Source organism: Bradyrhizobium sp. URHA0013 (genome assembly GCF_000518345.1).
Lineage (GTDB): Bacteria > Pseudomonadota > Alphaproteobacteria > Rhizobiales > Xanthobacteraceae > Bradyrhizobium.
This window is the reverse complement of record NZ_KI912426.1, coordinates 1,505,664-1,521,546: the sequence shown is the minus strand read 5'-3', so window position 1 is coordinate 1,521,546 and position 15,883 is coordinate 1,505,664. Positions and strand designations below refer to the sequence as shown.

Here is a 15,883-nt window from a genome sequence, read left to right as displayed (position 1 = left end):
GACGCGGCCGGGCGGCGGAACATCAATGTCATCGAAACGTCATCGCTCTAACACATGCTCCCGCGGGTTTTGCGCGTAAGTCGCAAATTGGGGCGAACTGGATGGATCGACTTCTGATGGACTCTGCGCAAGCTGTTGAAGTTAAAGAAAAAGCCCCGGAAGCCGAAGGCCCGCCGGCGATCGCATCGAGCCCCGAGCGGTTCATCAATCGCGAGCTGTCCTGGCTGCACTTCAACCGCCGCGTCCTGGAGGAATCGGTCAATCCCAGCCACCCCATGCTGGAGCGGGTGCGATTCCTGTCGATTTCAGCGAATAACCTCGACGAGTTCTTCATGGTCCGCGTCGCCGGCATTAAGGCCCAGGTGCGCGAGGGCATTGCCGAGCGCAGCCCCGACGGTCTGACCCCGTCCGAGCAGCTCGCGCTCATCAACCGGACCGTCTCGCAGCTTGCGTCCGACCAGCAGGCAATCTGGCGCGACCTGCGCGGCACGCTCGCCGACGAGGGCATCGTGCTGGTCGAGGGCAAGGAAGTCACCAAGGCGGAACGAACCTGGATCGAGGACTACTTCCTCAGCAACGTGTTCCCGCTGCTGACGCCGCTCGCGATCGACCCGGCCCACCCCTTCCCGTTCATTCCGAGCCTCGGCTTCACCATCGCGCTCCAGCTCACGCGCGCCGCCGACGGCAAGCAGATGAACGCGTTGATCCGCATGCCCGGCAAGATCGACCGCTTCATCCGCCTGCCGGCCGAGGGCAAGGTCGTCCGGCTGATCTCCCTGGAGCAGGCCACCGCTCTGTTCATCAACCGCCTGTTCCCCGGCTACAATCTGCACGGCCAGGGCGCATTCCGCGTCCTCCGCGACTCCGAACTCGAAATCGAGGAAGAGGCCGAGGATCTCGTCCGCCTGTTCGAGACGGCGCTGAAGCGCCGTCGCCGCGGCTCCGTGATCCGACTCGAGATCGACGCCAAGATGCCGGAACAGCTGCGCAGCTTCGTGCAGCACGCGCTGTCGACCGCCGACGACGAGGTGTTCCTGGTCGACGGCGTGCTCGCCATGAACGAGCTCTCGCAGCTCACCCGCCTCGACCGGCCCGACCTGGAATTCACCCCTTATGTGCCGCGCCATCCCGAGCGCGTGCGCGAGCAAGGCGGCGACATCTTCGCTGCGATCCGACAGAAGGACCTCGTCGTCCATCACCCCTACGAATCCTTCGACGTCGTGGTGCAGTTTCTCCAGCAGGCCACGCGCGACCCCGACGTCGTCGCCATCAAGCAGACGCTCTACCGCACCTCCAGCAACTCGCCGATCGTGCGTGCGCTCGTGGAAGCCGCCGAAGCCGGCAAATCCGTCACCGCGCTGATCGAGCTGAAGGCCCGCTTCGACGAGGAGGCCAACATCCGCTGGGCGCGCGACCTCGAACGCGCCGGCGTGCAGGTCGTCTACGGCTTCCTCGAACTGAAGACGCACGCGAAACTCTCGATGGTGGTGCGCCGCGAGGGCGGCAGCCTAACGACCTACGTCCACACCGGCACAGGCAATTACCACCCGGTGACCGCGCGCATCTACACCGACCTCTCCTACTTCACCTCGGAGCCGACCATCGGCCGCGACGCCGCGCGCGTGTTCAACTTCATCACCGGCTACGCTGCGCCGAGCGATCTGGAAAAGATGGCGGTCTCGCCGCTGACCTTGCGCAAGCGCATCATCGAGCACATCCAGGGCGAGACTGCGCATGCGCGACACGGCCGGCCTGGTGCGATCTGGATGAAAATGAACGCGCTGGTCGACCCCGACATCATCGACGCGCTCTACGAGGCCTCACAGGCCGGCGTGCAGGTCGAACTCGTGGTGCGCGGTATCTGCTGCCTCAGGCCCGGCATTCCCGGCCTGTCGGAAAACATCCGCGTCAAGTCGATCATCGGACGATTCCTCGAACACGGCCGAATCTACTGCTTCGGCATGGGCCAGGGCCTGCCGAGCGCGAAAGCGGCTGTGTATATCTCCTCGGCGGACATGATGCCGCGCAACCTCGACCGCCGCGTCGAGGTGCTGTGTCCGCTGCAAAATCCCACGGTGCATCAGCAGGTTCTCGAACAGATCATGGTTGCGAATCTCAAGGACAATGAACAGAGCTGGCAATTGTTGCCGGACGGGTCCTCAACGCGTATGAAGACCGCGAAGGGCGAGGAGCCTTTCAACGTCCACAACTACTTCATGACAAATCCGAGTCTGTCTGGCCGTGGTAAGTCGCTCAAGGAATCCTCGCCGCGCCGCCTCACGCGCCGTAATGAACGTCATCAATCCTGATCCGGGATCGTCGACGTGAAGCGGCCGCGCAAGCGCGGCTCGAGCGTCGCCGTCATCGACATCGGCTCCAACTCGGTCCGTCTCGTCGTCTACGAGGGACCGACGCGGAGCCTCATTCCGATCTTCAACGAGAAGACGCTGTGCGGGCTCGGCCGCGAGGTGCAGAGCACCGGCTTGCTTGCGCCCGACGCCGTCGACAAGGCGCTGACCTCGCTCAAGCGCTTCCGTGCGCTGTGCCGGGTGATGCAGGTCGGACGGGTGTTTGCGATTGCGACCGCCGCCTGCCGCGACGCCTCCAACGGCGCCGACTTCATCGCGAAAGCCGAGCGCATCTGCGCGGTGAAGATCGAGATCCTGTCGGGCCCGCGCGAGGCGCGGCTGTCGGCGCTCGGCGTGATCTCCGGCATCCACCATCCCGACGGCATCGTAGGCGACCTCGGCGGCGGCTCGCTCGAACTGATCGACGTGCGCAAAAACACCGTGCGCAGCGGCGTGACGCTGCCGCTCGGCGGCCTCGCGCTGCAGGACCTCGCGCATAAATCCCTGAAACGCGCCGACCGCATCGTGCGCGAAGCGCTCGACGGGGTGCCGCAGCTCAAGGCAGGGAGCGGCCGCAGCTTCTACGCCGTCGGCGGCACCTGGCGCGCGCTTGCGCGCATCCACATCATCCAGAGCGGCTATCCGCTCCAAGTGATGCACGGCTATTCGATTTCGGCGGCCGAGGCGCTCGATTTTTCGCGTCGTCTCCGCCGGCTTGCGGCCGCCGGCATGCTCGCCGACATCGAGATCGTCGCCGATGCCCGGCGCCCGCTCCTCACCTATGCCGCACTGGTGCTCGAGCACATCATCCGGGTGGCGAAGCCGAAGACCATCGTGTTCTCGACCTTCGGCGTGCGCGAGGGCCTGCTGCACGAGAAGCTGCCGGAGTCCGAACGCAACAAGGACGGGCTGATCTGCGCGGCCGAGGAGCTGAACCAGCTGCTGTCGCGTTCGGCCAAGCACGCGCGCGAGTTGATCGCCTGGACCGACCGCCTCGCCCGCGTGGTGAAGCTGCGCGAGACCGAGGAGGACCGCCGCCTGCGCCACGCCGCGTGCCTGCTGTCCGACATCGGCTGGCGCGTGCATCCCGACCATCGCGGCGAGCAGACGCTGAGCCTCGTCGTCAACGGCAATTTCGGCGCGATCACCCACACCGAGCGCGCCTTCGTCGGCCTGTCCGTGTTCTATCGCTATGCGGGGCTCAGCGAGGAGAACCAGCCGCCGGTCGCCATGCAGGAGCTTCTGACGCCGGCGCAGCTCGAACGCGCCCGCCTGCTGGGCGCGGCCTTCCGCGTCGCGCATCTGATCTCGGCGGCGCGTCCGGGCGTCTTGCCTGCGACCCATTTCCGCAGCGTGGGCCGCAAGCTGTTGCTGGTGTTCGAGCACCGCCTCGGCGATCTCGTCGCGGACCGCGTCGGCAGCCGCTTCCGCGCGCTCGCCCGGCTGATCAACCGCGCCGGCTCGATTATCCGGCGCTAGCGCATGATCCGGAAAAGCGTGAAGCGTTTTTCCGGAAAGATCATGCTCGAAAGATAAGCCTATTCCGCCGATGCCTTGGCGTGGCGCTCGGAGGATTCCAGCGCGGCTGCGCTCATGCTGCGTCGGCGCCAGATGGAGCCGACGACCAGCACGACGACGACGCCGAGAGCTGCGCAGAGATATTCGCCGCCTCCGCCGCCATGGGCGAATTGCGGCGGGATGCGCAAGGCGCCGAGCATGTTGTCCAGCGAGGCGCCGAACGGACCGTCGAACAGCGTGTGCAGCCTCGGCGCGATGCCGGGATCGGTCGCGATCACCTCGCCCGCGATCCAGCCGAGCAGCGCCGCGCCGGCCCACACCAGAACCGGGAGCTTTGCGAGCAGCGCCATGATCAGCGCCGCACCGGCGACGATCAAGGGCACGCTGATGGCAAGACCGAGCACCAGCAGGGGCGCACTGCCATTGGCGGCCGCGGCCACCGCAATGACGTTGTCCAGGCTCATGACGATGTCGGCGACGACCACGATCTGCACGGCCTGCCACAGATGCGAAGCCGACTCGACGCCGTCCTCGTCCTCCTGTTCCGGCACCAGCAGCTTTGCCGCAATCACGATCAGCGCAAGACCGCCGACCAGCTTGAGGTACGGCAGCTCCATCAGGCTCGCGACGATGCCCGTGAAGATGATCCGCAGCAGCACCGCCGCGCCTGCACCGAGGATCATGCCCCACAGCCGATGCCGCGGCTTGAGGCCGCGGCAGGCGAGCGCGATCACCAGCGCATTGTCGCCGGACAAGAGGATGTTGATCCAGATGATCTTGCCGACCGCGACCCAGAAGGTCGGTTCGGCCATCTCAACGCGGAACTGGGTGAAGAATGCCCCGATCGTAGCGGGATCGAAGATCTGCCAGAGCCAGTTCACACTACGTCCTTTCGCCGCGTCTCGTTACCTTATCGGCCGACGGATCAGCCGACGATCTCGTTGCCCGAGAAGAACTGCGCGATCTCGATCGCGGCGGTTTCCGGCGCATCCGAACCGTGCGCGGAGTTCTCGCCGATCGACTTTGCGTAGAGCTTGCGGATGGTGCCGTCAGCCGCCTTGGACGGATCGGTCGCCCCCATCACGTCGCGATACTTGGAGACGGCACCCTCGCCTTCCAGCACCTGGACCACCACGGGGCCCGAGGTCATGAAGTCCACGAGTTCACCGAAGAAGGGGCGCGCCTTGTGGACCGCATAGAAGGTCTCGGCCTGTTCCTTGGTCATGCGGATGCGCTTCTGCGCGACGACGCGCAGGCCCGCCTTCTCGATCACGGCGTTAACCGCACCGGTAAGGTTACGCGCGGTGGCGTCAGGCTTGATGATCGAGAAGGTGCGTTCGATGGCCATGATCTTGTCCTTGAAGAGAAAACGGTGGTTCGGAGTTGCCGGGCTTATATCGGCGCGTTCGCCATACGGCAAGCGACCGCCAAAACCGACTCGCGGGCGCTTCGCCGCAGGCCAAGCGCCCGAATTCCAAGATGGATTACGACGATTTCACCCAAATGAACCCAATCTGAAGGCCTCGTCAGGGTTTGGTTCAGCCTCGCTCGGATAACCTCGGGTCCATCGAAACCAAAGCCTCTGCCCGAGGCGGACCGTTTCGGCGGCCTTTCCATCGACGCGATAGCCCCGCGCCGGCAGTTTTGAGGAGATCACCATGTTGAGGAAACTTTCGCTCGCCGCGCTCGCCGTGGTCGCGCTTGGTGCCGCGCTGGCGCCGACCTCCGCGTCCGCTCATTGGCATGGCGGCTGGGGTCATGGCGGCGGCGGTGGCTGGCATCACGGCTGGGGCGGACCGCGGTTCTATGCCGGCGGCCCCGTCTCCTACGGCTATGGCGGCTGCTATGTGCGCCGGCTGGTCCCGACCCCCTGGGGACCCCGCTGGCGGATGATCAACCGCTGCTACTGAGCCCGACAGCACCTTTCCAAAGCTACCTGAGCCCCAAGGTACCTTCCAAGCGAAACCCGGTGTCCCCCAGCGCCGGGGTTTTGTATTCGGAGGGGGCCATTGCGCGGCTTCACACAATTTTTGCTAGAATGCCGCGCAATCGCCGCGAGTGGCGAAACCATTTGGGGGCCAAGGACTTGGTACCGTGTCGCTTCTTTGAGAACACGGAACCCTGCGATGGTTAGCCTTTTCGCCGATGACAGCGAGCAAATCGACCGGCGCACCAGCCGCTCGATTCGCGATGCGGTGGGCGAACGGCTCAAGCAGAGTCTGCGCCCCGAAGCCAGGCTCCCGACGCACCTCGAGCAACTCCTCAATGAGCTGAAGCAGCGCGACCGCGATTCGCACTGAGTTGACGAGCACTGGCCCGTGGACACGGAAAAACGGGTTGCGTTTGATCGCGGGTGCGGTGACAAGGCCGCATGCTTGCCATCACCGACCTCTCCATCCGCCTCGCCGGACGCCTTCTGATTGACCAGAGTTCCGTGCAGATCACGCCCGGATCCCGCGTCGGCATGGTCGGTCGTAACGGCACCGGCAAGTCGACCCTGTTCAAGGTGATCCGCGGCGAGCTCGCCGCCGAGCACGGCACGGTGACCCTGCCGCCCCGCTGGCGCGTCGGCAGCCTCGCGCAGGAAGCGCCGAACGGCCCCGAGAGCCTGATTTCGGTCGTGCTCAAAGCCGACCTCGAACGCGACGCGCTGCTCACCGAGGCCGAGAGCGCGACTGACCCGCACCGGATCGCCGAGATCCAGACCCGGCTGGTCGACATCGACGCGCATTCGGCACCGAGCCGTGCCGCCGCCATCCTTTCCGGCCTCGGCTTCTCCGCCACCGACCAGCTCCGCCCCTGCGCCGAATTCTCCGGCGGCTGGCGCATGCGCGTTGCGCTCGCCGCAACGTTGTTCGCGGCTCCCGACCTGTTGCTGCTCGACGAGCCCACCAACTATCTCGACCTCGAAGGCACGCTGTGGCTGGAGGATCATCTCGCACATTATCCGCGCACCGTGATCGTGATCAGCCATGACCGCGACCTGCTGGAAAGCTCGGTCGACCAGATCCTGCATCTGGAGCGCGGCAAGCTCACGCTTTACAAAGGCACCTACTCCTCCTTCGAGGAGCAGCGCGCCATGCGCGAGATGCTGGACGCCAAAGCGGTCAAGCGCCAGGAAGCCGAACGTGCGCGCCTGCAGGCCTTCGTCGACCGCTTCAAGGCCAAAGCCTCGAAAGCCCGCCAGGCGCAGTCCCGTGTGAAAATGCTGGAGCGGCTGAAGCCGATCACGGCGCTTGTCACCCAGGACGTACGCGAGATCAGCTTTCCCGCGCCGGAGAAAATCCTGTCGCCGCCGATCATCGCCGCCGACAACGTCGTGGTCGGCTACGATCCGAATACGCCCGTGCTGAACCGCGTCACCTTGCGCGTCGACAATGACGACCGCATTGCGCTGCTCGGCTCCAATGGCAACGGCAAGTCGACCCTTGTGAAACTGCTCGCCGGCCGCCTCGCGCCATTCTCGGGCAAGGTGACGCGCGCGGACAAGCTGTCGATCGCCTATTTCGCGCAGCACCAGCTCGACGAACTGAACGAGGATGCCTCGACCTACGACCACGTCCGCAAGCTGATGGGCGAGGCGCCCGAAGCGAAAGTACGCGCCCGCGCCGGCGCGATCGGCTTTTCCGGCAAGGCGGCCGACACCAAGGTTGGAAAATTGTCGGGCGGCGAGAAGGCGCGGCTCCTGCTGGGACTTGCGACCTTCTTCGGCCCCAACATGATCATCCTGGACGAGCCGACCAACCATCTCGACATCGACAGCCGCGCAGCGCTCGCCGAAGCCATCAACGAATTCCCCGGCGCCGTCATCATGGTTTCGCACGACCGCTATCTGATCGAGTCCTGCGCCGATCAACTCTGGATCGTCGCCGACCGCACCGTGACCAATTACGACGGTGACCTCGACGAATATCGCCGCCTGGTGCTGTCCGCGCGCAATGGCGAGCCCGCCCCGCGCGAGCGAAGCGCCGCGAGCGAGAAGCCGCAGCGTCCGAGATCGGACAATCGCGGTTCGCTGAAGAAACGTATCGCGGAAGCCGAAACCGAGATCGCCCGCGTCAGCGCGATCATCAGCAAGATCGACACTGCGCTCGCCCTGCCCGACATCTTCACCCGCGACCCCAAGCAGGCCGCGCAATTGTCGAAAGCGCGCGCCAATGCGGCCGACGCGCTGGCGCGCGCCGAGGAGCAGTGGCTCGAGGCGAGCACGCAGTTCGACGAGGCGGCGGGTTGACGCCTCCACGACCGGGCCGACATCAAAATCGCAAAAACAACCCCATGCACAGTACCGGTATTTTGCTACCCGGTGATTAGCTGTTGAATGGACTGTTCTTTCGGGCTGACTTGGCCCGCTCACGCAGCGATACCGGCACGAATTGCGCAGAAATGGCTCAGTCCGCGAATTGGCCGGCTGCCTTGATCATCGGAGCCCAGCGGTCGACTTCGCTCTCGAGCATCGCGGCCAGCGCCTCCGGCGTCGCCTTCTCCTGCGGGACCGGCTCCGTGTTGATGTCGTTGAACCGGGCGATCAGCGTGGAATCCCTAAGGGCGGACTGGAGCGCCGCGGTTAGCTTCTGAACGACCGCCGGCGGTGTGCCCTTGGGGGCATAGATGCCGTGCCAGACACCAAGCTCGAACCCTTTGAGGCCGGCCTCGTCGGCCGTCGGCAGATCGGGCAGGCTCTTCAGCCGCTCCCTGGTGGTGATCGCATAGGCCTTGACCTGCTTCGACATGATCGGGCCGGTCGTGTTCGTGGCCTGGTCGCAGGTGAGATCGATCTGCCTGCCGAGAAGATCGTTCATGATGGGGCCGTTGCCCTTGTAGGGCACTGCGGTCAGCTGCTTCTGGATCGCCGTCATGAACAGCATGCCGCAGAGATGCGACGCCGCTCCGAGTCCGGCATTGGCATAGGTCAATTTGTCGCCCTGCTGTTGGGCGTAGGCGACCAATTCCTTCAGCGTGTCGGCCGGAAAATCCGGACGCGCGATGATGGTCATCGGCGCATTGGTCACAAGCCCGATCGGCGCAAAGGCCGTCTTCGTGTCATAGCTGAGGTTGCGGTACAGTGTGGCGGCGGTCGAGAGGCCGACATGATGGATCAGCAGCGTGTATCCGTCGGGCTGGGCTCGCGAGGCGCGGGTCGTGGCGATGGTGCCACCGGCGCCTGGCGCGTTCTCGACGACGACCTGTTGGCCAAGCGATTTTGCCATGCCTGCCGCGGTCAGGCGAGCAATGGTGTCCGTAGGTCCGCCGGCGGCGAACGGCACCAACATGGTGACGGGCCTGATCGGATAGTCCTGGGCGAGCGCCGCGCCAAACGGCAGAACCAGAGCCGATACGAGGGCAATGAGCCGCATGCTTTCCTCCAAATTTTTTGCTTGCTCCTATGTACGCATTCCGGGCTGCGCGGCCACACCAAAACGACTTCATCGAGAGCGGCGCGCCCGCGGCATGGTGTAGCTGCCGAAGGCCTGATCGGCCCTCAGCGCGCCTCGCGAAGCTTCGTCGGCAACAGGCGGGAACTAGCGCTCCCGCATGATCTCGTGCCGGTAGCGCTGCAGGGGCGATAGGAGATAGCTCAGGATGCTGCGCGAGCCGGTCCTGATCTCGACAGTCACCGCCATCCCCGGGGATAGATTGACGAGGCGGTCGTCCACCTGCATCTGGCTGCGATCGAGCGAGATGCGGGCGCTGTAGCTCAACTCCTGCCCGCTGGGCTCGCTGCTGTCGCGTTGCGTCCCAAGCGCACGGTCGCTCCCGCGCTCCTGGGGCCGGTCGCGGATGATGGCGTCCTGCGAGACGCTCACGACCTGGCCCGCGAGAAGGCCGTAGCGGGTGAAATTGAAAGTGTCGATCTTGATGGCGGCGCCCTGCCCGGCCTCGACAAATCCGATATCGCGGTTGGAGATCATCGCCTCGATCTCCAGCCGCGCATCGGTCGGCACGATCACCAGCAGCGACTGTGCGGGCGTGACCACGCCGCCCACAGTGTGGACCGCGAGCTGCTGCACGACGCCGTCGACCGGCGACGTCAGTTGCTGAAGCCTCGTCCTCTGCTGTGCCTTGATCAGATCGCGTGCGACGCCATTGGCTTTCTGTTCGCTCTTGGCAAGCTCGTCGGAGAGACTTTTCCTGTACTCCGCCAGGGCCTGGATGCGGGTCTCCCGGATCGCGGCGACGGCCGCCTCGGCCTCCTTCAAGCGGCTGCTCTGGACGCGAAGCTCCTCCTGCTGCTCGATCTGGAGCTGGAGGGTCTCATAGTAAGTCAGCTTCGAGCCGATCTCCTTCTCCATCAGCGTCTTGCGGATCTCGACACGCTGCTGGGTGACCGGCAGCAACGCATCAAGCTTGTGAATCGTCGCCGCAATCGTCTGATGTTCGGCCTCCTTCTGCGCTTCCTGACGCGCCAGCGCCGCGAGCTTGGCCCTGTTCTCGCTGACCTGATTGGCGAGGAGCTGCCGTTGCGTCGCGACCAGCATGGGATCGGCGTCCTCTGGTACGACGAGATCGGCGGACACCTCTTCGCCGCCCGCCAATGCCGCGCGGAGGCGCGCGACATTGAGCCGTTCGGCCATGAGATCGTCGTGCAGACGATCGCGCTCTGCGGCGTTCACGGTCGGATCAAGCTCGATCAGCAGGTCGCCTGATTTGACCGATTGCCCGTCCTGCACGTGAATCGCGCGCACCACACCGGTCTCGAACGGCTGGACCACTTTGCTTCGCCCGCTCGATACGACCTTGCCGGTTGCGGACGCCACGATGTCGATCGTGCCCCAGGCCGACCAGGCCAGCGCTGCGCAGACAAGCAGCATCAGGACCAGGGCGATGGCGCGGCCGATCGGCGACGGCGGTGTTTCCGTGATTTCCAGCGCCGCCGGCAGGAAGGCGACTTCCTCGGCGCGCCGGCCCTTTCCATTCCGGAACGGGATCACGGTCTGCTCCGGACGAGCGGCCGGCACAGTGCTAGCCGACCTCATAAATGCCTCCCTGGAGACGATGCAGGGCGGCGTAGCGGCCGCCGGTCTTGATCAGCGCATCATGCGTGCCGTCCTCGACCAGACAGCCGCGTTCCAGGGTGAAGATGCGATCGGCGCCGCGGACGGTGGACAAACGGTGCGCGATGATCAGGACGGTGCGGCCTTTCGCGATCTCCTTCATGTTGTCATGGATGATCCGCTCGCTTTCATAGTCGAGTGCGCTGGTGGCTTCGTCGAAGATCAGGATCCGGGGATTGCCTACCAGCGCACGGGCGATCGCGATGCGCTGGCGCTGCCCGCCCGAGAGCGTCGAGCCGCGCTCGCCCACCATCGTATCGTAGCCCTCGGGGAGCTCCAGAATGAAATCATGAGCGCCCGCCAGCTTCGCCGCGTCGATGATGCGGTCCATCGGCAGGCTTGGATCGGCCAGCGCGATGTTGTCGCGCACCGACCGGTTGAACAGCATGTTGTCCTGGAGCACGATTCCGATCTGCCGACGGAGCCCGGCCGGGTCGGTCGTCATCAGATCCATTCCGTCGACCAGCACGCGGCCGCCTTGCGGAACGTAGAGCCGCTGCACCAGCTTGGTGAAGGTGCTTTTGCCCGAGCCGGACGATCCGACAATGCCGACGGTCTGTCCGGCAGGAATGTCGAATGAGACATCGTGCAGGATCTCCGGCCCATCGGGCCGGTAGCGGAAAGAGACGTGCTCGAAGCGGATGTTGCCCCGGATCGGCGGCAGGCTCGCGCGGGCGGCGGAGTACGCCGGCTCCGCCGCGCTGTTGAGGATGTCGCCGAGCCGCGCGATCGACAGCCGCGCCTGATGAAAATCCTGCCAGACCTGCGCGAGCCGCAGCACCGGGGCCGACACCCGGCCCGCGAAGATGTTGAAGGCCACGAGCTCGCCGACCGTCAATGCGTCACCGATCACCAGCCTGGCTCCGACATAGAGAATGGCGGCAGTGACGACCTTACTGACGAGCTGCACCAGCTGGCTTGCCGTGTTGCCGAGGCTGGTGACACCGAAGCTCGCCGAGACATAACCGGCGAGCTGCTCTTCCCAGCGACGCTGCATCTGCGGCTCGACCGCCATCGCCTTCAGCGTTTCGATGCCGCTGACGCTCTCGACCAGGAAGGCCTGGTTCTCGGCGCCACGGCGGAATTTCTGGTCCAGCCTGCGGCGAAACAGCGGCGTCGCCACGGCCGAGATCGCGATGTAGAACGGGAACGATGCGAGCACGATGAAGCTCATCTGCGCCGAATAGGCGAACATCACCGCCAGGAACACCGAGGTGAAGACCAGGTCGATGAGAAGCGTCAGGGACGAGCTGGTGATGAAATTGCGGATGTTCTCGAGCTCTCGGACCCGGGCCACGGAATCTCCGACGCGCCTGGCCTGAAACCACGCCATCGGCAGCGCCAGCAGATGGTGGAACAGGCGGGCCCCGAGCTCGACGTCGATGCGGTTGGTCGTGTGCGCAAACAGGTAATTGCGCAGGATCCCGAGCACGGTGTCGAACAGGGAGACGACGACGAGGCCGATGACGAGGACGTCGAGCGTGGACAGCGAGCGGTGCACCAGCACCTTGTCGATTACGACCTGGAAGAACAGCGGCGAGACCAGCGCAAAAAGCTGGAGGAAGAACGAAGCCGCCAGCACCTCGCCCAGCAGCCGCCGGTATTTGCCGATCGCGCCGATGAACCAGGTGATATCGAACTGCCGGCCGAGGTCGGACAGGCCGGCGCGCCGGACCATCAGGATCAAGCCGCCGTCCCAGATCGCGCACAGCTCGTCGCGATCCATCAGCACCGGGCGCTGCGCCTCCGGGGACTGCACCAGCACCTTGTCGGCGGAGGCCTTTGCGATGACCATGAAGCCGCCGTCCCGCAGCATTGCGATCGCAGGCAGCGGGGTGTCCGACAGACGGCTCCACTGCGTTCGGTAGGTTCGCGCTTTAAGTCCGAGAGACCTGGCGCAGCGGACGATATCCGCTGCGCCGAAACTTGCCGCGCCGAGCCGGTGCCTGAGCTGCTCGCGATCGGCCGCAACGCCTTGCAGATGCAGCAGCGTCAGCAAGGCATCGAGCCCCGTATCGGCGGAGACCGCGTTGGTCGTCATGAGCGTTCTCCAGGCCGCAGCCGCCAGCTTCAGGCGTGCTGGGGCGGTGCGAGCACCTGGCTCTGCGCCGCGTGCGGATCGGGCAGCGGCATCTCGCCATTGCCCTCACCTGCCGGGACGAAGCTCGCCGCCATAGCCTGGTTGAGCAGCATCGCGGCCGCGAACGCTCCGCCCTGGATGACGACGTTGTTGCCGGTGCCGCCGTCCAGGATGTCGAGGCCGCCCCCGCCGATCAGCACGTCATCACCGGCACCACCCGCCAGCGTGTCGTTGCCGGGGCTGCCGATCAGCACGTCGTCGCCGTTGCCGCCATTGGCAACGAGCTGGATGCCGCCGTGCAAGCCGGAAGCGGTGATGACGTCATCGCCATCGAGACCGTTGATGACGATCCTGTCGCCGGCGCCGGCATCGGTGATGTTGATGTCCTGGCCAAGCCCCGACACCGTGATGATGCCGTCGTGCTCGGTCACCGTGATGACGTCGTTGCCGCCGGTTGCGTTGATGGTCACGGTATCCGCGGCGCCGTCATTGGCGCCGAGATCGAGGTCGACCTGGCTGACGCCGGTGCCGGAGAGGTCGCCGACGGTAATGTTGTCGGCACCGCCGAGAGCATTGAAGTCGACATGCTCGACCCCGTTCAGGTCCATCGCAATGGCGGCGACATCTCGCGTGAACAGCACGCGGCCGCCATTGGCCGAAATGTTGATGTTCTCGCTGATATTGGCGCCGTTGAATGCCAGCGTGTCGGTGCCCTTGCCGCCTTCGACGGTATCGCTGCCGTCGCCGGGATTCCAGACGAAGGTGTCGTCGCCCGCACCGAGATTGGCGAAATCGTTGCCGCGTCCGCCGTTCACAATGTCATTGCCGGCACTGCCGGTGATGGTGTCGTTGCCGTCACCGCCGTTGATGTTGAGGCTGAACGACTGTCCCGCCTTGATGGAAGACGCATTGATGACGTCATTGCCTTGTCCGCCGTTGATGCCGAGCACATCACCGGCGTCCGCGTGTGCAATCGTCACCTGCGCAGCGAGGCCGTTGACCACGATCGATCCGCCGGAGGTCACAACCGATATGTTGTCGTCACCGGTCGTGCCGTTCGCGGTCACGCGGTCCGCCGCGCCGTCGCCGCTCTGGCTGCCGGGGCCGGCACTGAGGTCGATGGCAACCTGCGTGATTCCTGTCCCGGTCAGATCGTTGACGGTGATGTTGTCGGCGCCGCCTGCTGCCGCGATCTGCACGTGCTCGACGCCAGCGAGGTCCATGACGATAGCACCGACGTCACGGGTGAGTAGCGCACGGCTTCCGTTCGCCGAGATCGACATGGTCTCGGCCACATTGGCGCCGTTGAACACCATCGTGTCGGTTCCGGTGCCGCCTTCGACGACGTCGCTGCCGTCACCGGGATTCCACGTGAAGATGTCGTCGCCTGCGCCGAGAAGCGCGACGTCATTGCCGCGGCCGCCGACGACCTTGTCGTTGCCGTCGCCGCCGATCAGGGTGTCCGCGCCCTGACTGCCGGTGATGGTGTCGTTGCCCGCCCCGCCGTCGATGGTCAGCCCGATCGCCGCTCCGAGCGTGGATGCATCGATCACGTCGTTGCCGCCAAGTGCCTGCACGACCAGCCGGTCGTTGCCGGCCTCTGCGTTTGCGATCGTCACGACCTCCGGCAGCCCCGTGACCGTCACCGTTGTGCCCGTGGCTGTGACCTCGATGTGCTGATTGCCGTTGCTGCCGTTGACGGTCACCGTATCAGCTGCGCCGTCGCCTTGCGTCCCTCCCGGAACGGCTCCGAGATCAACCAGCACCTGCTTGACGCCGGTCCCGGTGAGATCGCCGACGGTGATATTATCGGCGCCGCCGCGCGCATCGAATTCGATCTGCTCGACGCTGTTGAGATCCATCGTGATGTTGGCGACGTCGCGGGTGAAGCGCACCCGGCCGCCATTGGCCGAGATGTTGATGGTCTCGTTGATGTTGGCGCCATTGAAAAGCAGCTTGTCGCTGCCCGAGCCACCCTCGACCGTGTCGCTGCCGTCACCGGGATTCCAGATGAAAGTGTCGTCGCCACTCCCGAGCTGGGCGACGTCGTTGCCGCGTCCGCCATTGACGATATCGTCGCCGCTGCCGCCGATGATGAGGTCGTTGCCGTCACCGCCGATGATCCTGTCGTTGCCAGCGCCGCCATCGAGCGTCAGCGAGATCAGGCTGCCGAGCCCGTTGCCCGCGGTGATGGCATCGTCGCCGCCGCCACCGTGCAGGACGAGATTTTCCGTCGTGCCGATATCGAGCGAGAACGGCGCCGCGCCCGCCCCGTCGAGCCGCACGCGGGTGCCGTTCGCCGTGATCGTGAACGTCTCGGCGCCGTTGCTCCCGTTGACCTGAGCCGTATCGTTGCCCTCACCACCCTCGAACAGGTTGGTGCCGCCGCCGGGATTCCAGATCATGACGTCGTCGCCGGCCTCGCCGAACAGCTGGTTGTCGCCGCTGCCGCCGTCCAGCACGTCGTTACCCGCTCCGCCGAACAGCAGATCGTTGCCGCCGCCGCCCTTGATCAAATCGTTGCCGGCCTGACCAAACAGAAGATCGGCTCCCGAGCCGCCCGTGATCTTGTCATTGCCGTCGCCGCCGAAGACGTGCACCGCTGGCATCGGTCCGTGGCATTCGTCGACGGTGATCGTGTCGTCACCGCCCTGACCGAAGATGTCGATCGCGGTGGTGTTGTCGACCGTGGGTTCGCCACCAACCGTTTTCACGTGCCCGTTATTGACCAGGATGCGGCCGGACTTGTCGCGACTTATCACGAGGCCGTTATTCGCGCTGTCGCCGAAAATGGTGAGCTGCCCCGTAACCGGGGAAAACACAGAGGTAATGGACATCCAAATGATCCTTCCGACCTAGCCCCTCCCTTCGACGCGTAGCAT

11 protein-coding genes are annotated in these 15,883 nt (G+C 65.2%); 5 read left to right on the top strand and 6 right to left on the bottom strand.

The window, feature by feature from the left end:
- Nucleotides 1–116 precede the first annotated feature (116 nt).
- Nucleotides 117–2,309 carry an RNA degradosome polyphosphate kinase gene (locus N551_RS0127735; protein WP_027569694.1) on the top strand — a complete coding sequence of 731 codons (2,193 nt, stop codon included), beginning with the start codon at nt 117–119 and terminating at the stop codon, nt 2,307–2,309.
- Nucleotides 2,310–2,324: 15 nt separating this feature from the next.
- Nucleotides 2,325–3,827: an exopolyphosphatase gene (gene ppx / locus N551_RS0127730; RefSeq protein ID WP_027569693.1), complete on the top strand. Its 1,503-nt coding sequence runs from the start codon at nt 2,325–2,327 to the stop codon at nt 3,825–3,827.
- Nucleotides 3,828–3,886: 59 nt separating this feature from the next.
- On the opposite strand, the gene N551_RS0127725 is transcribed toward ppx, so the two are convergent.
- Nucleotides 3,887–4,747: a TerC family protein gene (locus N551_RS0127725; RefSeq protein WP_027569692.1), complete on the bottom strand. Its 861-nt coding sequence runs from the start codon at nt 4,745–4,747 to the stop codon at nt 3,887–3,889.
- A 44-nt stretch (nt 4,748–4,791) separates the two neighbouring features.
- Complete coding sequence (ndk, locus tag N551_RS0127720; protein ID WP_027569691.1) at nt 4,792–5,214, bottom strand: nucleoside-diphosphate kinase; 423 nt, start codon at nt 5,212–5,214, stop codon at nt 4,792–4,794.
- Between the two features lie 310 nt (nt 5,215–5,524).
- Between ndk and N551_RS0127715 the strand changes: the two genes are divergently transcribed.
- The 3 genes from N551_RS0127715 (at nt 5,525) to N551_RS0127705 (ending at nt 8,100) form a co-directional block, all read left to right on the top strand.
- Complete coding sequence (locus N551_RS0127715; RefSeq protein ID WP_027569690.1) at nt 5,525–5,776, top strand: hypothetical protein; 252 nt, start codon at nt 5,525–5,527, stop codon at nt 5,774–5,776.
- Nucleotides 5,777–5,992: 216 nt separating this feature from the next.
- The gene (locus N551_RS39035; protein ID WP_197031194.1) at nt 5,993–6,166 is read left to right on the top strand and encodes a hypothetical protein; all 174 of its coding nucleotides are present in this window, start codon (nt 5,993–5,995) and stop codon (nt 6,164–6,166) included.
- A gap of 71 nt (nt 6,167–6,237) precedes the next feature.
- Nucleotides 6,238–8,100, top strand: coding sequence for an ABC-F family ATP-binding cassette domain-containing protein (locus tag N551_RS0127705; protein WP_027569689.1), 1,863 nt, complete (start codon nt 6,238–6,240; stop codon nt 8,098–8,100).
- 157 nt (nt 8,101–8,257) lie between these two features.
- Here N551_RS0127705 and N551_RS0127700 read toward each other — a convergent pair whose 3' ends face one another.
- The 4 genes from N551_RS0127700 to N551_RS0127685 all read right to left on the bottom strand — a co-directional run bounded on the left by N551_RS0127700 (nt 8,258) and on the right by N551_RS0127685 (nt 15,838).
- Nucleotides 8,258–9,223, bottom strand: a complete 966-nt coding sequence (locus N551_RS0127700; RefSeq protein WP_027569688.1) for a tripartite tricarboxylate transporter substrate-binding protein — start codon at nt 9,221–9,223, stop codon at nt 8,258–8,260.
- Between the two features lie 165 nt (nt 9,224–9,388).
- A complete protein-coding gene (locus N551_RS0127695) occupies nt 9,389–10,843 on the bottom strand; it encodes an HlyD family type I secretion periplasmic adaptor subunit (protein ID WP_027569687.1) in 1,455 nt (484 codons plus the stop codon).
- Nucleotides 10,830–12,962, bottom strand: coding sequence for a type I secretion system permease/ATPase (locus N551_RS0127690; protein WP_027569686.1), 2,133 nt, complete (start codon nt 12,960–12,962; stop codon nt 10,830–10,832). Before N551_RS0127690 ends, N551_RS0127695 begins: the two co-directional genes overlap by 14 nt.
- A gap of 29 nt (nt 12,963–12,991) precedes the next feature.
- Nucleotides 12,992–15,838, bottom strand: coding sequence for a calcium-binding protein (locus N551_RS0127685; RefSeq protein WP_027569685.1), 2,847 nt, complete (start codon nt 15,836–15,838; stop codon nt 12,992–12,994).
- Nucleotides 15,839–15,883 lie beyond the last annotated feature (45 nt).

Coding starts and splice junctions, on each gene's coding strand:
- ndk (WP_027569691.1), bottom strand. CDS start 5,214: ATGGCCATCGAACGCACCTTCTCGATCATCAAGCCTGACGCCACCGCG.
- N551_RS0127705 (WP_027569689.1), top strand. CDS start 6,238: ATGCTTGCCATCACCGACCTCTCCATCCGCCTCGCCGGACGCCTTCTG.
- N551_RS0127735 (WP_027569694.1), top strand. CDS start 117: ATGGACTCTGCGCAAGCTGTTGAAGTTAAAGAAAAAGCCCCGGAAGCC.
- N551_RS0127695 (WP_027569687.1), bottom strand. CDS start 10,843: ATGAGGTCGGCTAGCACTGTGCCGGCCGCTCGTCCGGAGCAGACCGTG.
- N551_RS0127715 (WP_027569690.1), top strand. CDS start 5,525: ATGTTGAGGAAACTTTCGCTCGCCGCGCTCGCCGTGGTCGCGCTTGGT.
- N551_RS0127685 (WP_027569685.1), bottom strand. CDS start 15,838: ATGTCCATTACCTCTGTGTTTTCCCCGGTTACGGGGCAGCTCACCATT.
- N551_RS0127690 (WP_027569686.1), bottom strand. CDS start 12,962: ATGACGACCAACGCGGTCTCCGCCGATACGGGGCTCGATGCCTTGCTG.
- N551_RS0127700 (WP_027569688.1), bottom strand. CDS start 9,223: ATGCGGCTCATTGCCCTCGTATCGGCTCTGGTTCTGCCGTTTGGCGCG.
- N551_RS39035 (WP_197031194.1), top strand. CDS start 5,993: ATGGTTAGCCTTTTCGCCGATGACAGCGAGCAAATCGACCGGCGCACC.